Here is a 22,044-nt window from a genome sequence, read left to right on the forward strand (position 1 = left end):
ACCTTGGCATCCTGCCTACAGTCGAGAAGGTCCCGAGTTCCCGCACCGCCCTGACGGTGAACGGACGGTGGTCTTCTGCGGCCACTGGGACGGCGACCCGGCGTCGCTGCCGCTCACCGAAGGGGTCCGGTTGGCGTTCTTCGCGCCCGCAGCGCTCGGCGGGTTGCTGGTCCCGCCGTGGGTGCTGAAGGCACTGGACTGCTCCTGCCCGCCTAAGCGTGCGTGTGACCGGTGGTCGGCCGGTCCGCTCGGTCGCGGTCGCCTCCGGAGACCTGGGTGTAACTGGCCACGACGGCCTCCAGTTCGGCGGGGGTGATCACGTCCTCGATGCGGTCGAAGCCATCCGGAGCCCGGCGCTCGACCTCCTCGATGACCTGTTCCGGGCCGCCGAGCCGGTTGCGGAGGACGATCTCGGTGGTGGCGGGCAGGCGGTCGCGCTGGTACGCGAGCAGGGCCTGGGCGGGGTCGGTGTGGGCGGCCAGGTGGGCGCTCAGGTTCACCGCGTCCAGGATGGCCTGGCCGGCGCCGTTGGAGCCCATCGGGTACATGGGGTGGGCGGCGTCGCCCAGCAGGGTGACCCGGCCGCGCGTCCAGTACGGGAGGGGATCGCGGTCGCACATGGGGAACTCGAACCGGTCCCGGGTCGACTCGATCATCGCGGCGTGGTCGAACATCTCGCAGGTGAAGCGCTTGACGTGCGCGGCCAGGGCCGCCGGGTCCGCCGGACGCGTCCAGTCCTGCTCGTCGGGCGGCGGGTCGCCGGGACGGCCGGTCGCGATGCCCATCGCCCAGTTGGTCAGCCTGGTGCCCGGCTCCGCGCCCGCCGCGATCGGGTACACGACCAGTTTGGCGGTGTTCCCGCCGGCGATCACCATGGTCCGGCCGGTGCCGAACGCGGGCAGGTCGGTGGCGCCGCGCCAGGTCATCATGCCGCTCCAGCGCGGTGGACCCTCCTCGGGGAACAGGGTCGACCGGGTGACCGAGTGGATGCCGTCGGCGCCCACCAGGACGTCCGCGCGTGCGTGCGAGCCGTCGGCGAACCAGGCGGTCACGGCGTCGGCGTCCTGCTCGAAGCCGGTCAGGCGGTGACCGGTGCGCACCGCGTCCGCGCCGAGCCGCTCCACCACCGCGCGGTGGAGCAGGCCCTGGAGCCGGCCGCGATGCACGCTGATCTGCGGGTGCGCGAACCCGGCGGCCATCCCGCAGGGCCTGCGCATGATCTCCTGTCCCAGCCGGTGGGTGTAGACCAGCTCGCCGGTGCGCACCCCGATCTCGTCCAGGCCGTCCAGCAGGCCCACCGCGTCCAGTTCCCGGACCGCGAACGGCAGCGCGTTGATCCCCACACCGAGCTCCCGGATCCGCTCGCCGCGCTCGTAGAGCACGCAGCCGATGTTCACGGCGTGCAGGCGCAGCGCGGTGAACAGCCCGCCGATCCCGGCTCCGACGATCATGACTTTCACGACTTCGCCTCCTCGTCGCCGTCGCCCGGCGAGCCATCGACCCGGCCGTCCGCGGTTCTCGGACGGAGCGAACGGGTCCTGATCAGCTGTGCGATGACGCGGACGATGGCCAGAGCGGCCACGCCGACCAGGCCGGAGAGCACGAGACGCAGGGTGGGCGCCCACGGCCACGCCGGGCCGGACGGGCCGCGTCCGGCGTCGGGGTACTCCAGGATCTTGCGGGTCCACCGGGCCGTGGGCCTGTCGAACGTGCGGGCCAGGGAGCCGAGCACCGGGTCGAACGCGAAGCCCGGCTGCCGGTGCGGGTACTCCAGCGGGACGCCGGCGCGGCGGGCGGCGGCCGCGATCCCGGCGTCGGGGTTCGCCGCGGCGGCCGTGCCCGGGACCATCAGGCGGTCGACGTCGTCTCCTGTGTCGGCGAGCCGTCTCCGTGGCAGGAAGGTCAGCCCGTGCCGTGAGCGCACGGTGGCCGTGGACGCGATCGCGACCGTCCGGGCGGCCTTGACCTCGCCGTACGGGCTGAACACCGAGGCGAGTTCCAGTTCGCCGACGCCGCCGGTGAGCACCACCCCGATCGTGCTGGTGTCCGAGCGGTATCCGAGGTTCAGTATGTGCACGATCGCGTTGGACGGGGACAGCCGCGACTCGGGCATGCGCGCGGGCGCGCCGGGAGAGTAGTGACGCCACCCGGCGGCCCGAGCGGCCGCGGCGGCGGTGTCCGGGCCGGCCAGCCGCTCGATCACGCGCAGCGACCCGTCCACCGAGGACAGCAGCCCGCCCGTGGAGATCACGTTTCCGTCGTCGAGGTAGCGGACCCCGCGCCGCCAGCGCACCGCGGGATGCGCCCGCCGCAGGCCGGCGAGCCGGTACCAGTGCGTGGTGGCCTCGCGGCCGTCGAAGAGACCGGCGTCGGCGACCAGCCGGGCTCCGGTGCACACGCTCAGCACCAGTCCCCGGCTCGCGGTACTTCGCAGCCAGGCGACGACGCGCCGATCGCTGTCCTCGTCGGACGGCATCTCCGGCACCACGGTGACGTCCGGCGCTTCGCCGCCCAGCCGCCGGTCCAGTTGCGCGAAGTCCAGGTCCGGGACCAGGTCCAGTCCTCCGAGCAGCGGCACGGGACGGCGCTCGGGCGCGACCGTGTAGACGTTGAACTTCCCCGTGCTCGCCAGGACGTCGTAGGGGACGAGCGTGTCGGCCACGTTGGCACCTGCGTTGCCCACCACGATCGCGACGGTGGGCTTGCCCGGAACATGCGCGGGCGGAGCCACGGCGGGGAGGCGCCCGACGTCCGGTGGCACGTACCGGTAGGAGGCGAAACTCCGTGCGCTGATGAGGAACTCAACGCTCGGGACGAGGAGGAAGGCCACGAGGACGATCAATCCGCGGCCGAGAACCCGCAGGACGCGCGCGCCCCGTACCTTCATCACGACGTCACCTGTCCGCATTGACCCCGCTCCTAGGGACCGGCCGCAGCTCGGCCGTGCTCCCACGAGCGTGCAGGCCGCGGCCGGCACTGTCGTTGCCTCTCAGCGCACTCCTGTTGCGCCTGGGCGCACTGTCGCGCATTCGTGGCGGAACTGGCGCGGCGAAAGGCCATAAGCGGTGCGGAAGGCCCGGCTGAAGTGCGCGGAATCGGTGAACCCCCAGCGAGCCGCGATCGCGTTGATCGGCTGCTCCGCCAGGCCGGGATCGGCCAGATCGCGATGGCACGACTCCAGGCGGCGCTCGCGGATCCAGCCGGCGACGGTGTGCCCGTCCTGCTGGAACAGCTTGTGCAGGTAGCGCAGGGAGATGTGGTGAGCCGCGGCGATGGCGGGAGGAGTCAGATCCGCGTCGCCCAGGTTCTTCTGGATGAAGACGTGGATCCGCGCCGTCAGCGCTCGCCGTCTCGTCGGACAGGGCACAGCGCTCGGAACGTCCAGCGCGTCGCCCAGCGCCGCGGTCAGCACGTCGACGGCCAGCGTGGACAGCCGGATGGTCTCGGCCGCGCTGAGCTCGTCCAGGTGCCGGGCCAGTTGCAGCATGAACTGCGAGGACAGCGCACCGACGCCCCGGTCGCCCGGGATGCGGACCGTGCTCAGCCGCCGCAGGTCCTTCTCCGGCAACGGCAGCAGCGTGCGCGGGAACCGCAGCAGCAGTACCCGGCTCTCCGGGACGTCCGGAGCGAACTCGCTCAGGTAGGGCCGCGACGTGTCGTACAGCATCAGGTCCCCGACGACCAGATCCACACGCCCGCCGTCCTGCTCCTTCATGCCGCCGCCGCGCACGATGCAGCCCAGCTTGAACACCTCGGGATCGGACTGGCGGATGAGCTTGGGCGTGCGGAGGATCGTGTGCGGCATCGTGGTGATCAGCGTCGCCTGCACCGGACCGAAGTCGCTGATCCCGACCTGTGCCTGGAACCGGTGCTCCAGCCCCGGATCGCAGCGCAGGTCATAGGGCGCCCATAACTTGCCGTTCAGCTCATGCCAGAAGGCGAATCGCTCTTTCGCCGGAACGTCGGCGGTTCTGATCGTTTCCATGCCCCACTCACGTGTGTCGTCGGCGCGGGGCCGAACCAGGATCACCCGGCCGCACCGCGAACGCAACCCTCACGCTCCCGGGCTCACCGGCGAGACGTCGGACGTGACGATCCTGCGGCTCCGCTTTGCACACCCGCCCGCCGAAGCCCGAACGCACCGTCCTCCATAACGGCGCCATAGGTGCGCGGGCTGCGGGCGCTTCACGAGAACCGTTCCCACGCGCGCGTCCCGAGTGCTGCGGCGGCGGGGCTGACACCTGCCTTCCGGCGGTTGTGCCACGTCCAGCTCGCCACCGTTTTTGGACGGGCCCGCACGACGGGGCCGCAGAGCGCCAGGTGATGGGCCGGCGCCCTGCGGCGTGTGGAGCACCGGGTCATACCACCGCAGGGGCGGGGATTTCCGGGACTCCGGTGAGTCGCTCACCCGGGCGTTCTCCGGGTGCCGGCGTGGAAGACGCCCTGAGGGTCAACTGCGGGCGAAGGAGTAGATGAGCAGCTCCGCGTTGGTGTGGTACTTCGGGACCACCTTGCCCTGGCCGGAGCAGTTGATGGCGGGGAAGAAGATCAGGTCCCGGTCGCTGCGGTTGGCGACGGACTCGAAGCCGGGCTGGCCGGGACCGACGGTGAAGCAGATGCCGTAGTTGGTGGGTGCCGGGGTGTCGCAGGCCGGTGGTGTCTGCAGAGGCTTGCGGTACAGGCGCAGCGTCCCGCCGTTGCAGGTGAAGTGGTGGATCGGGCCACGTGCGGCGGCGCCGCGGTGAGCGTCCTGGGATGCCCGCGAGACCCGCAAAACGTGAGTTCGACCTACTGCGCCGGGCCGGAGGCCGCCGCCGGGGCAAGCACCGACTCTCCCTCTCCGACCTGGTCACCCTGGTACGCCGCCGCCACGGCACCGAAGTCCCCCGCAGCACGCTCGACAACTACCTCAGTGGCCGCACGCTGCCTCCACCGGCGGTGTACGACGCCATCCTCCTGGCCCTGGACGTCGAGCCCGCCACGTTGCGGCTCTGGGGCGACGCATGGGACCGGCTCGATGAAGCCCGGCGCACAGTCCCGCGGACAGCGCCGCGCGATGGCAGCGCCAGCGCCAGCGCCTCGCCCCTTCCCCTCCTTGAAGCCGAGAGCCCGGCGCCCCCATCCCAGCCCGGCTCCACCCACTCCCCTCGTCCGTCCCGGTCCGTCTCGTTCCGGCGGAGATACGTAGTGACCGGTGCGGTGGCGGTACTCGCCTCGACCGCCACAACGACGGCGCTGGTCATCTCCATGTCCGGCCGGCCCCGGCCGACGTCCGCCAGCCCACCGGAACTGGCCGAGTGCGCCTACAAGCCCGTAGGCGAGATCATCCGGGTGCACCCGACACCCACGTTCGACACCGACCGCGGCTTCGAGACGATCAACGACGTCCACCAGACGATCATCGGATCCTGCCGTCCCACCCGGGCCGAGCCCGGAACCCGGACGTGCGGCGTCGGTGCCGTCCCGGTGAACACCTGGATCCGGGTCCGCTCCCCCTACACGGGGTGGATCTTCGAACCCTGCCTGCGCCTGAAGGTCGACCACCCTCGATGAGCTGTTTCAGAGGGGCCACAGGCTTCGCCAACCAACCAATTCCCGGGCGGCGCTCGACCGGCTTCAGATTGGCGCGGTGCTCGCTTTGAGCCGACAGCTGGCCGACCCGCACGGCGACGCTGATCGGTCGCGCGGTCATGCCGATACCGGCGTGGCGGCGGACTGCTGTGGAGTCGGCGCGCGGAGCTGCCGGACCTGGGGGGACAGCAGTGCCGCCGCGGTGGCGGCCAGGATGAGAGCGGCGGCCGCGGTGGCGGTGATCGAGAGGCCGACCGCGGTGGTGAGGGGCCCAGCGATCAGGAGCCCGAGCGGGGCCAGGGCGAGCACGCCGAGCAGGTCCCAGCTGGCGACCCGCGACAGCGCGTCGGCCGGGACATCGTTCTGGACGGTGGTGGACCACAGCACTCCGAAGGTCGTCTGGCAGACGCCCGCACCGAGCATCGTCGCGGCGACCAGCGGCCAGGGGACGTCCAGGCCGACGCACAGCATCGGGCCGGCCAAGGGGGCGGTGGCCAGCACGGCGACCAGGATCGGCCGCTCGGGGTGGAGCCTGGCGGCCAGGGCGCCGCCGAGCAGGGTCCCCAGAGCCTGGCAGCCGGCCATGATGCCCCAGGCTCGCGAGCCGCCGTTGCCGTGGTCGGCGAACAGCGGGCCGATCACGCCGGCATAGGCAGTGGTCGCGGCGACCACTGCGGTGTATTGCAGGGTGATGACCCACAGCCACTGCCGGGCGGTGAACTCGCGCCATCCCTGGCGCAGCTCAGCCGCCAGCGGCGCCTTGTGGCGGGTGCGGGGCGGCAGCCGAAGCCGCGAGAGCAGGACTGCGGAGGCGGCGAAGGAGACGGCGTTGGCCGCGGCCGCCCACGCCGGGCCCACGGTGGCCACGGTGACGCCGGAGACCGCCAGCCCGAGGATCAGGCCGGTGGACGTGGATTGGCGCAACACCGCGTTGGCGGCCGGGCGCCGGTCCCCGGCGACCAGGTCGGCGACGATGCCCTCGGCGGCCGGGGTGAACATCGCGGTGGCCACGCCGCTGCAGACCGCGAGCGCGGAGATCAGGGCGAGCGGCGCGGACCCGGCGGTGAAGCAGACCGCCAGCCCGGTCCAGGTCACGGCGGACAGCAGATCGGCGCTGATCAGGACGGTGCGGCGGGGGAACCGGTCACCGGCCACTCCCCCGGCCAGCACCAGCAGCAGTTGCGGCAGGGCCTGGCAGGCGAGCGCGACCGACAGCCCGCCGGGCCCGTACCCCAGGTGGAGCGTGCCCCAGGCGAGCGCGACCCGCCCGAACCCGTTGCCGGTGGTGGAGACCCCGCGCGCTATGAACAGCGGCGCGACGGCGGGATCTTTGAGGACGCCGAGCAGAGTGGGTCTGGGCACGGGGCGGGACGCTACGGCACCCGGGGCCCGCCGCGCCCGGCGTCACCCTCGACGGTTATCGATGTGACACGCTCGATCACGCCCACCATAGCCCGCCACCTTTACATTGTAGATTCCGAACAGCGGTCTCCGCCGGGCGGCGGTCTCCACGACCTTCAGAACAGGGATCGCCACTCGCAAGGGCGCCAGGCGTTGCTGGTGCTTCTCACAGCCGCAACCATTCACCGCCTAGCCCCTGAAGAGGTGAGGTCGCCGGACGTGGCGTTCGCTCAGGTGACCCGCGCGGCCACCAGGGTCTCGAAGGTGTAGGGCCGCAGCCCATCGGTACGGCCGGCGAAGTACCGCTGCTGGAGGTCCGCACGTGCGGGATGGTCCACGACCTTCAGCCCGCACCGGCTGATCAGCCTCTCGATCTCGATCACCGGCCAGCCGGGCTGAAGAGGCTCGCCGGCGGAAGCCGCGATCGGCGTGTAGATCCGGGCGAACTCCGTCCCCACGTCGTCCAGCGCACAGTCCTCGGCCCGGTAGGAGAACACCACCTCGGACCCGGGAGCGGCCGCCGCGATCGTGCGCAACGTCGACTCGATCGCCCGCGCCGTCAGGTAGGGAGCGACACCCGTCCAGCAGAACAGCGCCGGCTGCGCCCAGTCGAACCCGGCCGCGCCCAGAGCATCCCGAACCGTTTCGGCCTCGAAATCGACCGGCACGAACACCTGCGAGTCGCTGAGCGGCAAGCCGAGCTCCCTGACCCGCTCCAGCTTCCATGCCTGGGACGCGGGATGATCAACCTCGAACACCGTCAGCGAGCCGAGCAGGTCCGGCCGCCGCCACGCGAACGAGTCGAGTCCCGCGCCGAGGATCACGTACTGCGTGAAGGCGCCGGCGGCCAGCCGGTCCTCGGCGTACCGGCTGCGGGTGCAGACAGCCGTCCGGGACTCACGACGGACCGGGCCGGGGAACAGCGGATCGAACCGGTCTTGCAGCTCCCGCCACACCGGGCCGACAAGCACCAGGGCCAGCACATCATCCAGTACCCACGGCGACACCGTCTCCAGGCGAAACAGTCCACGCGACACGGCCGCGAACATCGCCGTCCTGCTCGGCGCGCCGTCCATACATTCCTCCTCGCCGCGCGCCCACTCCGCACACTCCACAGGATGCACCTGAGGCCCCCTGACGGCCACAGCCGCCACGATTTGCTCACCATCGGGATCGTCCAGAACGGCCGTAACGCGTTTATGTCGCGGCCTTGGCCGGACGAAGGACGACCGGTCGTGCTGGGCGCGGATCCGGGGTTCTTCGGCGAGCTCGACGTGCGGATGCTCGGACAGCTGAACCGGCCCGGACTACCGATTCACGCCGACCGCGATGGATGCCGGCCGCGGTGCTGCTCCGGCCGCTGACAGCCGGTTCGGTGCCGCCGCGCGGCGTAGCATGAATCGTTCGCCGCCGCTGCGGTCGTGATGGTCTGTGGACTCCGTGGGGTGGTTGATGTCGCCCATCCGCGACTGGGCCGCCCGCTGGCCCGCGCCCTCGGGACGTCACGTGGGGGCTAGTTAACCGAGACTGGGGCTGGCGGGTCGATTCACCCTTGCTGATCTCGTCTGTAGGTCCCCGGCGCGATCCCGTACTCCCGTTTGAATGCCTTCGCGAAGGCGAACTCCGAGCGGTAACCCACCTGCCGGGCGACGGCCGCGAGCGGCGCTCGGTCCCGGCGTAGCAGGCGGGCCGCCGTGATCATCCGCCATCGGGTGAGGTAGGTGAGCGGAGGTTCGCCGACCAATCTGGTGAAACGGCGGATGAACGTGGCTCGCGCCAAACCGACCTCGTCGGCGAGGCGGTCCACGGTCCACGGGTCGGCGGGCCGGGTGTGCATCTGGTGCAGGACGTGCCCGATCGCCTGGTCGGCCGTCGCCGCGATCCAACCCGTGGAATCGCCGTCATACCAGGCGCGCAGGATATAGATGAGCAGCGCGTCCACCAGGGCGCCGACGATGGCGTCTCCGCCCGGTTCGTGCGCCTGGATCTCGGCGCCGAGCAACTCGACGGCCGCGGCGAGGCGATCCCGCCGCCGTCCGGACAGATTCACGACCTCGGGCAGGCCGGCGAGCAGCGGGTGGCGCACGCCCTGCTCGATTCGGTACGCCCCGGACACCACGATGGTCTCCGCGCCGTCACCGCCGACGGTGACCCTGTCGACGCGGCGGTCCACGACGAGATCGACGGGCTCGGCGGCATCGTGGTCCGCGAGAGTGTGCGCCGCCCCGCTCGGTATCAGCACGACGTCCCCGGCGCGCAACAGCACCGGTCGCGCACCGTGACGGAGCAGCAGGCACTCGCCGCGCACGATCACATGGAACCCGAACCCCCGCCGCCCACCGAACCGCAATCCCCACGGCGCGCGGGCGCGGATGTGCACGGACAGGGCGGGCGCGGTCGTCACCGCGGCCACCGCGTCGCTCAGGACATCGCTCTCCATCGCACCCTCCCGTGATCCGATCGAGCATGTTCCGGGCATATTCGACCATGGTTCGGATCAACTCCGACCCATAACGTCGGTGGGGCGAACGCAATCCGGATCATCATGAGGAGATCGCGCATGTCACCCACTCCGACCGTCGTCGTCACCGGCGCCGCCCGCGGCATCGGCCGCGCCGTCGCCGAGCGGCTCGGCTCACAGGGAGCCCGTGTCGTCGTCAACTATCGTTCCGACATGGCGGCAGCCGGGGCTGTCGTCGCCACCATCCGCACCGCAGGCGGCGACGCGACGGCGGTACCGGCCGATGTCGCTGTCCCCGAACAGGTTCAGCGGCTGTTCGAGGTCGCGCGGCAGCGATTCGGCGCGCCGGCCGTCGTGGTGCACAGCGCGGCCGTCACTCACTTCACGCCGCTGGCCCAGGCGACCGACGCCGACTACGAGCGGGTTTTCGACGCCAACACCCGAGCCACGTTCGCCACCTTGCGCGCCGCCGCCCGCGAGGTGGCCGACCAGGGCCGGATCATCGTCATCTCCAGCGGGGCGGCCGTGGTTCCGCGCGCGAACGCGGGCCTGTACGCCGCGAGCAAGGCCGCCGGCGATCAACTCGTCCGCGTCCTGGCCACCGAACTCGCGGCCCGCGGAGTCACCGTGAACAGTGTGCGGCCCGGCCCGACCCGCACCGAGACGGTCGCGGCCACGATGCCCGACGACCAGCTCTCGGCGATCACCGCCGACATCCCGCTCGGCAGGCTCGCCGAGCCCGCCGACATCGCCGACGTCGTCGCCTTCCTCGCCTCCGATGCCAGCCGCTGGATCACCGGCCAGGCCATCCACGCCGGCGGCGGAATGTTCTGACCCGCTCCGGAAGTCCGCTCCCGCTGCTCACCGCCACCCCGGATTCCACGCGCCGCCGACATCGCTGCCGTCGGCGACGAAGCCGGCGGCGCCCGCGCCGGCGTGTTCATGTGCCGTCTGCAGTTCGCCAGCTGCGGGCCCACGCGCCCCGGGTGCGTGGTGCCGAGGGCGATACCGGTGACGGGCTCTATCGGTCGAGGAGATGGGTGAAGGAGGTGGGGTGACCGGGCGTTTCCGTCGGCTGAAGTGTCACCGCAAGGCCGTTCAGGCGGAGCGCCGTGGCGCCGCGCAGGTGCGGAAGGTCCGCTGAGCCGTCGCCGGTGCGGGTGAGGAAGGCGACCTGCTCGGTCCAGGTCAGGTCGGTCGATCCGGCGTCGCCGTCCAGCTGGACCGTCACGAGGGACGTCCAGCGCAGCACGTCGTTGACCGTGGACGCGTAGACGTAGACGATGCGGCGGTCCGGCACGATGTCGAGGTAGCGCGACCGGTAGTCGAGACGCTCCGGGGGCGCGTCCAGAACGGTGAAGGTGCCCTGGGCGGTCTCGCCGCCACCGACGCGGAACTCGTGGTGGTATGCCGACCCCGACCCGGGAAGCTTGGCCCAGCGGCGCCGGACCTCGGTGTCGGCGAAGGCGGCGAAGACCTCGGCCGGGGGCGCGTTCAGGTGCCGGACGATCGTGAAGGTGTCGTGCCGGACGTCGCCTGCTCCGGCCGACCGCCCCCGTGAGCTGTCCTGATCGCTCATCCGCGTTCTCCGTTCGATGGCCGCCGCAGCGGGCCTCCACACTTACGATCGGTAGGAATCGCGGCCCGGCAGGTATTAATCCCCCTCGCCGATACGCACTTTGAAGTAAGCGATACACCGGGAAGGCCCACGAGCATGGACGCTGCGCTCCGCGCCGAACTGACCGCGCGAGGGGTCGCGCCCGACTGCGTCGAGACCATCGGGCTCGTCCGCGACGTCCTGGCCCGTGTCGGCGACAAGTGGACCGTCCTGATCGTCACGGAGCTGGCGTCCGGCCCGATGCGCTACACCGCCCTGCACGAGAGGATCAGCGGCATCTCCCAGCGCATGCTCGGCCACACCCTGCGCGCGCTGCACCGCGACGGCCTGGTCACCCGGACCGCCTACCCCGAGGCCCCTCCACGGGTCGAGTACGAGCTCACCGCGCTCGGCCGCTCGCTCGCGCAGGCCGTCGACCACCTCGTCCTCTGGGTGCGGGCCCACCAGCCCGCCATCGCCGCCAACCGCGAAGCCTTCGACGCAGCCGACTAACGCACGCCCCCGCCCCCGCCCGCGAACGGGCGGGGGCGGGAACGGACGATCGTCAGGCGGTGTACCCGCCGTCCACGGCCAGGGCGGTTCCGGTCACGTAGCGGCCGCCGGGACCCGCCAGGTAGACCACCGCGGCGGCGACGTCCTCGGCCTCGCCGTACCGCCCCAGCGCGGTGAGGGAGCGCTGGAAGTCGGCGGTCTCGCCGCCGGCCGGGTTCATGTCGGTGTCGATCGGTCCCGGGTCGACGACGGTGGCGGTGATCCCGCGCGGCCCCAGCTCCCGCGCGAGCCCCTTGGTCAAACCGACGAGCGCGGACTTGGCCGTCGCCTGCAGGACGAAGTTCGCGCCGGGAACGCGCCCGTTGAAGCACGACCCGATGCTGATGATCCGCCCGCCGTCGCCCATGTGGCGCGCGGCCGCCCGGGCGGCCAGGAACACCGACCGGACGTCCACGGCGAGGACCCGGTCCAGTTCCTCGTCGGTCACCTCCGCCAGCGGACCGTAGGCGAGGAAGCCCGCGTTGTTCACCAGGATGTCGATGCGACCCAGTTCCCGCACCGTCCGCTCCACCGCCTCCGCCGCGGCGCCAGGACGGGTCAGGTCGGCCTGAACCACCGCCGCCCTGCCGCCGTCCGCCTCGATCTCCTCGGCGACCTTCCGCGCTCGGTCCGCCGCCTCGACGTAGGTCAGCGCGACCGCCGCCCCCGCGCCGGCCAGCCGCTTCGCCGTCGCCGCGCCGATTCCGCGGCTGCCGCCGGTCACCAGCGCCACCTTGCCGGTCAGTTCACTCATCGCTGCTTCCCTCCCTGGACGATCCGCTCGTCATGGCGGCAAGGTAGGAGCTCACATTGGTGTCAGGTTCAAGTCGTCTTCACGGGGTGCGGGATGCGGATCGGTGAGCTGGCCCGGCGCAGCGGAGTGAGCGAGCGTTCCCTGCGCTACTACGAGGCGCAAGGACTGCTCCGCGCCGAACGGACGCCCGGCGGGCACCGGGACTACGGCGAGTGGGCGGTCGACCGCGTCGTGCGCATCCAGACCCTCTACGCCGCGGGCCTGAACAGCAAGAAGATCGCCCAGCTCCTGCCGTGCCTGAGAGACGGCGACGGCCGGCCGAGCGAGGCCGCCACCCCGAAGCTCGTCGGAGAGCTCGCTGCGGAACGCGACCGCATCAACCGCCTGATCACCGACCTCTTCCGCTCACGCGACGTCCTCGACGAAGTCATCGACGCGGCCTCCGCGAGCCCGCCACCGGCCGCCCGCTGACATCGCGGACCGGACCCCTCGGGTGCACCGAGCGGGTGAGCACGGCCTATGAGCAGGCGTGGGAGATCCGGGACGCCTACGGCTGCCGTCCGTGGGCGGTCGTGCCGCGCTGGTGGCCAGACGCGAGGGCGCAGCGTCGGCAGCGCGGTTCTGGGTCACCTGGGTCCGGCCTGGAGGCGGAGGCCTGACAGAGTGAGCTCCAGCGCGGCGAGGAACTGGTCCCTGTCGTCGTGCCCCGCGAATTCGTCGGCGATCTGCTGCACGAACGGGAATTCGGTGCTGTCGAGCGACCGCCACTGCTCGACGAAGCGGCCGAGGTACGCGTCGCGGTCAACGTGGCCGTCGAGCAGTTCCTGCGGGGTCTCCAGGCCCAGGTTGGCGGCCGTGCCGATGACAACGCCCGTGATCGCCGACACCGCGTGGAAGCGCTGCCGCGGTGTGAGGTCGAGGCGGAGGGTCTGCTGGCCGAGCTTCTCGTACAGCCGCAACGAGTTGCCCTGGACGTCGGTGTTGCGCATGAAGTAGGCCGTCAGCCATGGCCGGTCCACGATCTCGTCGAACAGCGTGACGGCCATCGCGCGCAGGTCGGCGATCGGATCGTCGGTGCCCGGCTGCTCCTCGACGGCGGCCAGGACCCCGCCGATCGCGTGGTCGGTGGCCCGGTCGAGCAGTTCGTCCTTGTTGGAGACGTACCAGTAGATGGTCCCGACGCCCGTGCCGAGCCGGGCGGCGAGGGCGCGGAACGTCAGCGCCGGTTCGCCCGCCTCGTCCAGCAGGGCCACGGCCGCGTTGAGGACGGCCTCCATGGAGTGCGACGCGCGCCGGCGCCCCCGGGGAGCACCTTCGACGACGCGTGTTCGCGGGCGTGCCATGGCACCCATCTAAGCACAGCTTGCCACTTTATCGAACCATGTTCTATCATCGAACCTGGTTCGATAATCGATGACGTACCGAGAGGAGGCCGGCCATGACCGTCACCACCGGGCCCGCTTCGACCCGTACCTACCCGTCGCTGCGCGCGGCCTGGATTCCGCTGGCCGCGCTGTGCCTGGCCTTCTTCGTCGAGATGGTCGACAACACGCTGCTGTCGATCGCGCTGCCGACGATCGGCCGCGACCTCGGCAGCGGCACGACCGCCCTCCAGTGGGTGACCGGCGCCTACTCGCTGACGTTCGGCGGCCTCCTGCTCACGGCAGGGTCGCTCGCCGACCGGCTCGGGCGACGGCGCGTGCTGCTCGTCGGCCTCGCCGCGTTCGGGCTGCTCAGCCTCTGCGTCGTCGCCGTCGACTCCGCGGGGCAGCTCATCGCGCTGCGCGCCGGGCTCGGCATCGCCGCCGCCGCCATGGCGCCCATCACCAACTCCCTCGTCTTCCGCCTCTTCGACGACCAGTCGCTGCGCATGCGCGCGATGACCCTGATGATCGTCGTCGGCATGTCCGGCTTCGTCCTCGGCCCGCTGCTGGGCGGCACGGCCCTCGCCCACGTGCGCTGGGAGTGGCTGCTCGTGATCAACGCGCCGATCGCGCTGGTCGCGGCCATCGGCGTGCGCCTCGGGGTGGCCGCCGACCGGCCCGAGGACCTGACCGGGGACCGGCTCGACCTGCCGGGCGCCGTCCTGAGCGTCCTGACCATCGGCCTGGCCTGCTACTCCCTGACCAGCGGCGTCGAGCACGGCTGGCTCTCCGCGGCCACCGTCGCGTCGATACTCGGCGCCGTGGCCGCGGGCGTCGCCTTCGTGTGGCACGAGCGCCGCAGCGCCGCGCCCATGCTCGACCTCGCCATCTTCTCCAGCGGCACCGTCCGCGGCGCGGCCATCGCCCAGATCGGCACGTCCATCGCGATGGCCGGCGTGATGTTCGGGCTGATCCTCCACTTCCAGTACGCCTACGGATGGAGCCCCGTGCGAGCGGGCCTCGCGAACCTGCCGATCATCGTGACCATGATCGTCGCGACGCCGCTGTCGGAATGGCTCGGCAAGCGGTTCGGGCACCGGGTCGCCTGCCTGGTCGGCGCGGCCTGCCTGGCCGCTGCCCTGGCCGGCCTCGCCTGGGGCGTCGACCACGGGTACGCCCCCATCGCCGTCTCCATGGTCGTGATGACGATCGGGCTGCGCACCGTGATGACGATCTGCGCGATCGCCCTGGTCGACGCGATGCCGGCCAACCGCACGTCGATCGGCACCGCCCTCAACGACACCGCCCAGGAGGTCGGGACCAGCGTCGGCACCGCCGTCGTCGGCACCCTGATCGCGGCACTGGTCACCACCCGGCTGCCCGCGGGCGTGTGGAGCGGCGACCTCGTGCGGTCCTTCTTCCACGGCGAGCGGATCACGTACGCTGTACTCGCGGTGGTCGTCGGCCTGATCGCGGCAGGCGGTGCGCTCACGCTCACCGACTCCCACTCCGTCGAGGAGCCGACCTGAACCACAGCGGCCGGGGCCGATAGCGCTCACCTCCGCCGCCGCTCGCGCCGCGCACCGAGACTGGCGTGATCTGTGGGTCCCTGTCGTTGTCGAGGGCGTCGTACTGGGCCTTTCCGGTCACCATGCACCACAGGTACTGAAGAGCGACGCAGTCGAACGAATCCCGGGTCCGAGCGGCTCGGCGCGTGCGTGGCCGCATGCCCGCCGATCACCGCCTCGCTTTCAGGGCGTCCAGGCGTATTGGTGCTCTGGGCGTCCTGTTGCTCCGTATCGGAGGGAGATCTGGACCGGGCCCGCTTCGCTGAGCGTGGCCAGGTACCGCTGGGCGGTGGCCCGGGACACCCCGACCTGCTCGGCGATCTCGGCGGCGGAACGAGGTCCGGCGGCGGTGCGGAGAGCCTCGGTGATCAACCTGGTCGTGACCGGCGACTGTCCTTTCGGGACGCGCGGTTCCGCGGTCAGTGGTGCGTGCAGTGCTCGAACGGCGCCGTCGACCCCGCCTTGGGTCAGTTCCCGGGTGGTGCGCAGTGCCTGGCGGTAGCGGGCATAGGCGGCGAGGCGGGCGCCGAGCACCTCGGCGGTGAAGGGTTTGATCAGGTAGTGCCTCGCGCCGCGGGCCAGCGCGAGCTGCACCGTTGCGGGGTCGGTCGCGGCGGTCGCCACGATGACGTCCGCGTCCAGGCCCGGCATCAGGTTCAAGCCCGGTTCGTCCGGTAGATAGACGTCGAGCAGGACCAGGTCGGGAGACAGTTCGGCTGATTTCGCGCGGGCCTCGGCGGCGGTGTGCGCCAGGCCGGCGACGGTGAAGCCCGGTACCCTGCCCACGAAGCCGGCATGGACGTGAGCGACGCGGAAATCGTCGTCGACCACGAGGACCTTGATCACTGGTGGGCCTCCGTTCCGAGTACACCGGGCAGGCCGGCGACCACGACCGCGCCGCCGCCGTCGGCCGGGTCGGCGAATCTCACGTCGCCGCCCAGCGAGCGAGCCGTCCTGCGGGCCAGTCCGAGTCCGAGGCCCCGGGCGCCGTTCGCCTCGGCGTCCTTGGTGGAGACGCCGTCGCGGAAGAGCTCCTCGGCCAGGCCGGGTGCGATGCCGGCGCCCGAGTCGGCCACCATGACGTGCAGGTCGTTTCCGTCACCGAGCAGCTCCACCTCGACGTGGGACGGGCCGTGGTCACCGGATCGGGCCGCCTCGACGGCGTTGTCGACCAGGTTGCCGAGGACCGTCGTCACGACGAGCGGGTCGACCACCCGGCCCGTGACGAGGCTGTTCCCGCCGATGTCGAGGCGGACCCCCTTCTCGGCGGCGACCGCTGCCTTCGCCGACAGGAACGCCTTGAGGAACGGGTCCAGCGGTGGCCCGGATCCGGTCGCGGGAGTGATCGCCCCGGCCCCGGCATCGGCCATGAGCATGGCGACGTACGAGGTCGCCTCGTCGACGTGCTCCAGCTGGAGCAGGCCGGACAAGGTGTGCAGCCGGTTGGCGTACTCGTGGCGCTGGGCGCGCAGCGCGTCGAGCAGTGTGCCGACCGAGTCCAGCTCACGGGCCAGGGTCTCCAGCTCGGTGCGGTCGCGGAGGGTGATGACCGCGCCGAGGTCGCGCCCGTTCCGGTGCACCTGGCGGCGTTTGACCACCAGCGTCCGCTCGCCCGCCGTGACGAAGAGGTTGTCGGCCTCGCGGGCACCGGTCAGCACGTCCCGCAGAGCGCCCTCCGCCGCCAGGTGCTCGACGCGACCGCCGTGCTCGGGGGCTGCTCCCAGCAGCCGTCCGGCCTCGTCGTTGCAGACCGCGACCCGCCCGGCGGGGTCCACCGCGACGACCCCCTCGCCGACCCCGTGCAGGACCGCCTCGCGCTCCTGGACGAGTTCGACCAGTTCGTACGGTTCCAGGCCGAGAGTCTGACGCTTCAGCCGGCGCCCGATGACGACGGAGGCGAACACTCCGAGCAGCGCCGCACCCGCCACGAACAGCCCCAGGACGCCGAGGTCGCGTTCGCGTTCACGGTCGATCGCCTCGGCGTCGAATCCGACGCTGACCTCGCCGGCGATCGTCCCGTCGCGGCCGTACAGCGGAACCTTGCCGCGCCGACAGGCCGAGCGTCCCCCGTTCGACCCGGACGACCTCCCGGCCCGCCAAGGGGTCGGACGGATCGGTGCTGACCCGCCGCCCGAGCAGGGCCGCGGTGGGGTGGGAGTAGCGGATGCCCCGATCGTCGGTGACGACCACGAAGAGCGCACGGCTGCGGCGCCGCACGCGTTCGGCCCGCTCCTGGACGGTCCGCCGCGGGTCGCCCGCCTCGACCGCGTCCGCGATCGCGGGGTCGGCGGCGACGCTCCTGGCCAGGGTGAGGGCGCGCTGCCCGTACTGGCCGCGCAGTTCGCCGTCCAGCCGCCAGGCGACCAGGGCGAAGCCGAGGCAGGCGACCGTCATCACCACACCGACCTGCATGACGAGGACCTGACGCGCGAACGGGATCCGGGGGCGGAGCGCCATGACGAGTCACGGTAACCGATCGCCGAGGAGGTGCCCATCCCCGTGTGAGCAGATTGCGCTAAAGCCCGGTTAACGCACAAAACGCCTGCTTATGCGGCTTGCAAGCACATCGCGGGCAAGCTTCCTGTGACCCCCGACACGTTCGTACGGTGCGGTCATGCCGAAGCACGTACCCCCCGACGGCCCCGTGATCGAACTCCACGGAGTCACCAAACGTTTCCGCGCGGCCGACGGCGGCGTGCACACCGCCGTGCGCGGCGTGGACCTGACCGTGGCGCCCGGCGAGTTCGTCGCCGTGGTGGGCCCGACCGGCTGCGGCAAGTCGACCACGCTGTCGCTGGTCTCCGGCCTTGAGCCGCCCTCCGAAGGACGGGTGCTGGTCCACGGCCGGCCGGTCGCCGGCATCCCCGAGGGCGTCGGCTACATGTTCCAGTCCGACGCCGTGCTGCCCTGGCGGACCGTGCTGGGCAATGTGGCCACTGGTCCGCGCTACCGCGGGATGTCCAAGCAGCGGGCCCGTGACAGGGCCCGCGACTGGGTGAAGCGCGTCGGGCTGGAAGGCTTCGAGGGCTACTACCCCCACCAGCTCTCCGGCGGCATGCGCAAGCGGGCGGCGCTGGCGCAGACCCTGGTGAACGAGCCCACGGTGCTGCTCATGGACGAGCCGTTCTCCGCCCTGGACGTGCAGACCCGCGGGCTCATGCAGGACGAACTGCTGCGGCTCTGGTCCGGGTCGGGCGCGGCGGTCGTCTTCGTCACCCACGACCTGGAAGAGGCGCTGGTGCTGGCCGACCGGGTCGTCGTGATGACGGCCGGCCCGGCGACGATCAAGGGCTCGTTCCCGGTGCCGCTGGAACGACCCCGCGACGCCGAGGAGATCCGGCTGACACCCGGCTTCCTGGAGATCTACCGCGAGGTCTGGGAGTCACTGCGCGAAGAGGTCCAGATCACCCGCGAGAGGGGGGCCGGCCGTGCGGCATGACACCGAGACCGCCGATGGCACCGGCACGGCCGAGGTGAACCCCGCCGTGACCGCGACCGGCGCCAAGGCCGTCGACGACGGCGCCGAAGCGCGCATGCGGGCGGCGGGCCTGCGCCGCGGACTGACCGTCAACGGCGTGCGGGGCGTGCTGGTCGCCGGGTGGCTGATCTCCTGGGAGCTGGCCGCCGCGCACTGGATCGACCCGTTCTACTACTCCCAGCCGACGAGGATCTGGGATCGGCTGGCCGGCTGGTTCACCGACGGCACCTCGCAGGGGTCCATCTGGGAACAGATCTCCTACACCCTGCAGGAGGCGGTCGCCGGGTTCGCGCTCGGCGCGCTCGGCGGCGTGGTGCTGGGCATCGTGCTGGGCCGCGGCAGGTTCCTGTCGGACGTGTGCGCGCCGTTCATCAAGGCCGCCAACGCGATCCCGCGGATCATCCTGGCCTCGCTGTTCATCATCTGGTTCGGGCTGGGCATGCAGTCCAAGATCGCGACCGCGTTCGTGCTGGTGTTCTTCGCGGTCTTCTTCAACGCCTTCCAGGGCGCCCGCGAGGTGGACCGCAACCTGGTCGACAACGCCCGCGTCCTCGGGGCCGGGCGCGTCCAGGTCCTGCGCACCATCGTGGTTCCGAGCGCCACCTCCTGGATCCTCGCCTCGCTGCACTCGGCGTTCGGCTTCGCGATCATCGGCGCCGTGGTCGGCGAGTACAGCGGTGCCGACAAGGGCCTCGGCCTCCTGATCAACCACTCGCAGGGCACGTTCGACTCGGCCGGGATCTACGCCGGAATGATCATCATCACGGTGATCGCACTCCTCGCCGAATGGCTCCTCACCCTGCTGGAGAACCGTCTGCTGCGCTGGCGGCCGCCCGCGGCGAGCGACCACATCGCGATCTGACCCACCCCGTCCGAGGAGACCGCTCACATGCGCATCACCACCCGGGCGACCGCCGCCCTCCTGGCCACGGCCACCGCACTGTCCCTGGCCGCCTGCCGCGACTCGCGCTCGACCGGGAAGGGCGACACCGTGAAGATCATGGTCGGCGGCATCGACAAGGTCATCTACCTGCCCGCCGAACTCACCGAACGGCTCGGCCACTTCAAGGAGCAGGGCCTCGACGTCCAGCTGCTCACCGAGCCCGCCGGTGCCCTGGCCGAGAACGTACTGATCTCCGGTGACGTGCAGGGCGTCGTCGGCTTCTACGACCACACCGTCGATCTGCAGACCAAGGGCAAGTGCGTCACCAGCGTCGTCCAGTTCGCCGACGTCCCCGGCGAGGCCGAAATGGTCGCGACCTCCAAGGCCCAGAAGATCACCTCGCCCGCCGCGTTCAGGGGCACCAAGCTCGGAGTGACCAGCCCCGGCTCGTCCACCGACTTCCTCACCCGTGCGCTCGCCGTCCGCAACGGCGTGCGGACCTCCGACTACACGACGGTCAAGGCCGGCGCCGGCGCCACGTTCATCGCCGCCATGAACAACGGCGGCATCGACGCGGGCATGACCACCGACCCGACGATCGCCAAGCTCACGACCACCGGCAAGGCCAAGATCATGGTCGACATGAGGACCAAGGCGGGCACGCAGAAGGCCCTTGGCGGCCTCTACCCGGCGAGTTCCCTCTACATGGACTGCGACTACGTCAGGTCCAACAGGGATACGGTGCAGAAACTGGCCACCGCCCTCGTCAAAACGCTCAGCTGGATCAAGGCCCACTCCCCCGCCGAGATCGCTGCGAAGATGCCCGCCGACTACAACGGCGGTGATCCCGAGCTTTACGAGAAGTCGATCGGCGACTCGATGAACATGTTCACCCCCGACGGCGTCATGCCTGCGGAGGGCGCCAAGAACGTCCTCGAAGTGCTTTCCCAGTTCTCGCCCAACGTCCAGGGCCGCAAGGACCAGATCGACCTCTCCAAGACCTACACCACCGAATTCGTCACCAAGGTCGGCAGGCAGTAGCCGACCGCCCGTCCTGAAGCAGGGACGAAGGCCGGAGCCGCATGCGCATCGCTGCTGCGCATGCGGCCTCGCCGCTACCTCGTGCTCCCAGCGCGTCCCAACGCCGTCTTTCACTACCGCGTTCTTCACGGCCGCACCGCGAGCCGCGGACCTCAGCCTGGCTTCTCGCCTGGGGTGTTGCGCATGATGTGCGGCGGAGGCGGCTGGGTGTCGCACGTCAGCGGACCGGTCTTGGGCACGAGGCGCTCGACGGATCCGGGGTTGCCGTTGACGGCGGCGAGCTGGGCCGGGGACAGGTAGCCGATGAACAACTGCTGCCCGGCGGGCATCGCCCGGGGGTCGAAGATGAGGTTGACGCGGCCGTCGCTCTGCCGCTCCCCGCGCATGACACGCTCGACGCCGTCACCGCTGCCGCTCGGGCTCAGGTGCCCGTCGTCGTGCGGGCCCTTGCAGAAGACGCCTTCCTTGACCAGGACGGGAAAGCCGGCCGCGCGCAGGGCGCTCTCCAGCCCCGCGTGGTCTTTGAAGTACTTGTCCTTGTCCCACGTCACCCGCAGCGTGCCGTCGGTCTGGCTGTCCAGCGTGAACGCGGCCGTGCGGACGTGGACCCCGCCGGCGCTCTGCCCGGGCGGAGCGGTCGAGGGGTGGCCGAGTGCGGGCACGCCGAGCGCGATGCCGGTGATCGCCACGACGCCCGTCGCCACCCCTGCGGCGCGGCGCCGCCGACGGCGGGCACGACCCGTGGTGATGATCTGATCGATCGGGGTCCGCATGGTGACGCCGTCCAGTGAGTTCTTCAGCGCCGACATCACATCCGTGTCGTCTGTGCTCATGCCCCGGCCTCCGGGTGGTCGATGGTGACGAGATGGCCGCGCAGCGTCGTGACGGCTCGCGACAGGTGGGCGGTGACGGTGCCCGGGGCGATCCCGAGGACCTTGGCGGTGGTCTTGGTGTCGAGGTCGAGGAAGACCCGGAACACGATCACTTCCCGCTGTCGCCGCGGCAGCCGGCGCAGCGCGGTGAGCAGCGTGGGGTCCAGGCCGGGGTCTCCGACCGCGGCGGCGACGTCGAGGCCGCCGTCCAGCGCGACCTCCCTCCGCCGCCGGCGCCACCACGACACCCGGGTGTTGAGCGCGGTCCGCACGATCCACGCGGACGGCGCCGGATGCCAGCGCACGTTGTGCCATGACACCCAAGCCCTGGTGAACGCCTCGGCGACCAGATCCTCGGCGAGTTGCCGATCACCGACTCCGGCCAGGACCGCCCGCAGGCACCCGTCCCGGCTGGCCTCGTAGAACTCCTGGAACTCCCGCTGCTTCACATCCCGTACACGCTTTCGAGCACCGATCCACTTACACCCTCGGCCAGTCTCTT

At 71.3% G+C, this 22,044-nt stretch carries 23 protein-coding genes; 8 read left to right on the forward strand and 15 right to left on the reverse strand.

Annotation, left to right across the window (positions count from 1 at the left end):
• Positions 1–212 precede the first annotated feature (212 nt).
• The 4 genes from E1300_RS15215 to E1300_RS15230 form a co-directional block, all read right to left on the reverse strand.
• Positions 213–1,451, reverse strand: a complete 1,239-nt coding sequence (locus E1300_RS15215) for a flavin-dependent oxidoreductase (protein WP_242619160.1) — start codon at positions 1,449–1,451, stop codon at positions 213–215.
• A gap of 5 nt (positions 1,452–1,456) precedes the next feature.
• Complete coding sequence (locus E1300_RS15220) at positions 1,457–2,887, reverse strand: DJ-1/PfpI family protein (RefSeq protein ID WP_165502848.1); 1,431 nt, start codon at positions 2,885–2,887, stop codon at positions 1,457–1,459.
• A 102-nt stretch (positions 2,888–2,989) separates the two neighbouring features.
• A complete protein-coding gene (locus E1300_RS15225; protein WP_207399747.1) occupies positions 2,990–4,030 on the reverse strand; it encodes an AraC-like ligand-binding domain-containing protein in 1,041 nt (346 codons plus the stop codon).
• Positions 4,031–4,450: 420 nt separating this feature from the next.
• Complete coding sequence (locus E1300_RS15230) at positions 4,451–4,774, reverse strand: hypothetical protein (protein ID WP_131757644.1); 324 nt, start codon at positions 4,772–4,774, stop codon at positions 4,451–4,453.
• A gap of 413 nt (positions 4,775–5,187) precedes the next feature.
• Between E1300_RS15230 and E1300_RS51555 the strand changes: the two genes are divergently transcribed.
• Positions 5,188–5,553 (forward strand): hypothetical protein, encoded by a 366-nt coding sequence (locus E1300_RS51555; protein ID WP_207399748.1) that lies wholly within the window; start codon positions 5,188–5,190, stop codon positions 5,551–5,553.
• Between the two features lie 135 nt (positions 5,554–5,688).
• On the opposite strand, the gene E1300_RS15240 is transcribed toward E1300_RS51555, so the two are convergent.
• From E1300_RS15240 to E1300_RS15250, 3 genes are all read right to left on the reverse strand, one after another.
• The gene (locus E1300_RS15240) at positions 5,689–6,933 is read right to left on the reverse strand and encodes an MFS transporter (RefSeq protein ID WP_131757646.1); all 1,245 of its coding nucleotides are present in this window, start codon (positions 6,931–6,933) and stop codon (positions 5,689–5,691) included.
• Between the two features lie 269 nt (positions 6,934–7,202).
• Positions 7,203–8,096, reverse strand: coding sequence for a class I SAM-dependent methyltransferase (locus tag E1300_RS15245; protein ID WP_207399749.1), 894 nt, complete (start codon positions 8,094–8,096; stop codon positions 7,203–7,205).
• 422 nt (positions 8,097–8,518) lie between these two features.
• On the reverse strand, positions 8,519–9,412 hold the full coding sequence (locus E1300_RS15250; protein WP_131757647.1) for an AraC family transcriptional regulator: 894 nt from the start codon (positions 9,410–9,412) through the stop codon (positions 8,519–8,521).
• A gap of 120 nt (positions 9,413–9,532) precedes the next feature.
• On the opposite strand from E1300_RS15250, the gene E1300_RS15255 reads away from it, so the two are divergent.
• A complete protein-coding gene (locus tag E1300_RS15255) occupies positions 9,533–10,267 on the forward strand; it encodes an SDR family NAD(P)-dependent oxidoreductase (RefSeq protein WP_131757648.1) in 735 nt (244 codons plus the stop codon).
• Positions 10,268–10,454: 187 nt separating this feature from the next.
• Here the strand turns inward: E1300_RS15255 and E1300_RS15260 are convergent, their stop codons facing one another.
• Positions 10,455–11,012: an SRPBCC domain-containing protein gene (locus tag E1300_RS15260; protein WP_131757649.1), complete on the reverse strand. Its 558-nt coding sequence runs from the start codon at positions 11,010–11,012 to the stop codon at positions 10,455–10,457.
• 135 nt (positions 11,013–11,147) lie between these two features.
• Between E1300_RS15260 and E1300_RS15265 the strand changes: the two genes are divergently transcribed.
• Positions 11,148–11,543 (forward strand): winged helix-turn-helix transcriptional regulator, encoded by a 396-nt coding sequence (locus E1300_RS15265; protein WP_131757650.1) that lies wholly within the window; start codon positions 11,148–11,150, stop codon positions 11,541–11,543.
• Positions 11,544–11,595: 52 nt separating this feature from the next.
• On the opposite strand, the gene E1300_RS15270 is transcribed toward E1300_RS15265, so the two are convergent.
• Positions 11,596–12,336, reverse strand: a complete 741-nt coding sequence (locus E1300_RS15270) for an SDR family NAD(P)-dependent oxidoreductase (protein ID WP_131757651.1) — start codon at positions 12,334–12,336, stop codon at positions 11,596–11,598.
• A gap of 93 nt (positions 12,337–12,429) precedes the next feature.
• On the opposite strand from E1300_RS15270, the gene E1300_RS15275 reads away from it, so the two are divergent.
• Complete coding sequence (locus tag E1300_RS15275; RefSeq protein WP_131757652.1) at positions 12,430–12,807, forward strand: MerR family transcriptional regulator; 378 nt, start codon at positions 12,430–12,432, stop codon at positions 12,805–12,807.
• Positions 12,808–12,962: 155 nt separating this feature from the next.
• Here the strand turns inward: E1300_RS15275 and E1300_RS15280 are convergent, their stop codons facing one another.
• Complete coding sequence (locus E1300_RS15280) at positions 12,963–13,613, reverse strand: TetR/AcrR family transcriptional regulator (RefSeq protein ID WP_131757653.1); 651 nt, start codon at positions 13,611–13,613, stop codon at positions 12,963–12,965.
• A gap of 161 nt (positions 13,614–13,774) precedes the next feature.
• Here E1300_RS15280 and E1300_RS15285 point away from each other — a divergent pair, with 161 nt between their 5' ends.
• Positions 13,775–15,229, forward strand: a complete 1,455-nt coding sequence (locus tag E1300_RS15285) for an MFS transporter (protein WP_131757654.1) — start codon at positions 13,775–13,777, stop codon at positions 15,227–15,229.
• A 222-nt stretch (positions 15,230–15,451) separates the two neighbouring features.
• Here E1300_RS15285 and E1300_RS15290 read toward each other — a convergent pair whose 3' ends face one another.
• From E1300_RS15290 to E1300_RS51560, 3 genes are read right to left on the reverse strand one after another with little or no spacing between them, the layout of a single operon-like run.
• Positions 15,452–16,114, reverse strand: a complete 663-nt coding sequence (locus E1300_RS15290) for a response regulator (protein WP_131757655.1) — start codon at positions 16,112–16,114, stop codon at positions 15,452–15,454.
• On the reverse strand, positions 16,111–17,196 hold the full coding sequence (locus E1300_RS15295) for a sensor histidine kinase (protein WP_207399750.1): 1,086 nt from the start codon (positions 17,194–17,196) through the stop codon (positions 16,111–16,113). Before E1300_RS15295 ends, E1300_RS15290 begins: the two co-directional genes overlap by 4 nt.
• 34 nt (positions 17,197–17,230) lie before the next feature.
• Complete coding sequence (locus E1300_RS51560) at positions 17,231–17,725, reverse strand: sensor histidine kinase (RefSeq protein ID WP_207399751.1); 495 nt, start codon at positions 17,723–17,725, stop codon at positions 17,231–17,233.
• A gap of 157 nt (positions 17,726–17,882) precedes the next feature.
• On the opposite strand from E1300_RS51560, the gene E1300_RS15300 reads away from it, so the two are divergent.
• From E1300_RS15300 to E1300_RS15310, 3 genes are read left to right on the forward strand one after another with little or no spacing between them, the layout of a single operon-like run.
• Positions 17,883–18,707, forward strand: a complete 825-nt coding sequence (locus E1300_RS15300) for an ABC transporter ATP-binding protein (RefSeq protein WP_131757656.1) — start codon at positions 17,883–17,885, stop codon at positions 18,705–18,707.
• Positions 18,697–19,608: an ABC transporter permease gene (locus E1300_RS15305; RefSeq protein ID WP_242619159.1), complete on the forward strand. Its 912-nt coding sequence runs from the start codon at positions 18,697–18,699 to the stop codon at positions 19,606–19,608. The genes E1300_RS15300 and E1300_RS15305 overlap by 11 nt, the downstream gene beginning before the upstream one ends.
• 27 nt (positions 19,609–19,635) lie before the next feature.
• On the forward strand, positions 19,636–20,670 hold the full coding sequence (locus E1300_RS15310) for an ABC transporter substrate-binding protein (protein WP_131757657.1): 1,035 nt from the start codon (positions 19,636–19,638) through the stop codon (positions 20,668–20,670).
• A gap of 152 nt (positions 20,671–20,822) precedes the next feature.
• On the opposite strand, the gene E1300_RS15315 is transcribed toward E1300_RS15310, so the two are convergent.
• A complete protein-coding gene (locus tag E1300_RS15315) occupies positions 20,823–21,503 on the reverse strand; it encodes a hypothetical protein (RefSeq protein ID WP_131757658.1) in 681 nt (226 codons plus the stop codon).
• Positions 21,500–21,991 carry a sigma factor-like helix-turn-helix DNA-binding protein gene (locus E1300_RS15320; RefSeq protein ID WP_207399752.1) on the reverse strand — a complete coding sequence of 164 codons (492 nt, stop codon included), beginning with the start codon at positions 21,989–21,991 and terminating at the stop codon, positions 21,500–21,502. Before E1300_RS15320 ends, E1300_RS15315 begins: the two co-directional genes overlap by 4 nt.
• Positions 21,992–22,044: the final 53 nt, after the last annotated feature.

This window comes from Actinomadura fibrosa (genome assembly GCF_900659615.1).
In the GTDB taxonomy this organism is placed as follows: Bacteria; Actinomycetota; Actinomycetes; order Streptosporangiales; family Streptosporangiaceae; genus Spirillospora; species Spirillospora fibrosa.

Coding starts and splice junctions, on each gene's coding strand:
- E1300_RS15215 (WP_242619160.1), bottom strand. CDS start 1,451: ATGATCGTCGGAGCCGGGATCGGCGGGCTGTTCACCGCGCTGCGCCTG.
- E1300_RS15220 (WP_165502848.1), bottom strand. CDS start 2,887: ATGAAGGTACGGGGCGCGCGCGTCCTGCGGGTTCTCGGCCGCGGATTG.
- E1300_RS15250 (WP_131757647.1), bottom strand. CDS start 9,412: ATGGAGAGCGATGTCCTGAGCGACGCGGTGGCCGCGGTGACGACCGCG.
- E1300_RS15255 (WP_131757648.1), top strand. CDS start 9,533: ATGTCACCCACTCCGACCGTCGTCGTCACCGGCGCCGCCCGCGGCATC.
- E1300_RS15260 (WP_131757649.1), bottom strand. CDS start 11,012: ATGAGCGATCAGGACAGCTCACGGGGGCGGTCGGCCGGAGCAGGCGAC.
- E1300_RS15265 (WP_131757650.1), top strand. CDS start 11,148: ATGGACGCTGCGCTCCGCGCCGAACTGACCGCGCGAGGGGTCGCGCCC.
- E1300_RS15270 (WP_131757651.1), bottom strand. CDS start 12,336: ATGAGTGAACTGACCGGCAAGGTGGCGCTGGTGACCGGCGGCAGCCGC.
- E1300_RS15275 (WP_131757652.1), top strand. CDS start 12,430: ATGCGGATCGGTGAGCTGGCCCGGCGCAGCGGAGTGAGCGAGCGTTCC.
- E1300_RS15280 (WP_131757653.1), bottom strand. CDS start 13,613: ATGGAGGCCGTCCTCAACGCGGCCGTGGCCCTGCTGGACGAGGCGGGC.
- E1300_RS15285 (WP_131757654.1), top strand. CDS start 13,775: ATGACCGTCACCACCGGGCCCGCTTCGACCCGTACCTACCCGTCGCTG.
- E1300_RS51560 (WP_207399751.1), bottom strand. CDS start 17,725: ATGGCGCTCCGCCCCCGGATCCCGTTCGCGCGTCAGGTCCTCGTCATG.
- E1300_RS15300 (WP_131757656.1), top strand. CDS start 17,883: ATGCCGAAGCACGTACCCCCCGACGGCCCCGTGATCGAACTCCACGGA.
- E1300_RS15310 (WP_131757657.1), top strand. CDS start 19,636: ATGCGCATCACCACCCGGGCGACCGCCGCCCTCCTGGCCACGGCCACC.
- E1300_RS15315 (WP_131757658.1), bottom strand. CDS start 21,503: ATGAGCACAGACGACACGGATGTGATGTCGGCGCTGAAGAACTCACTG.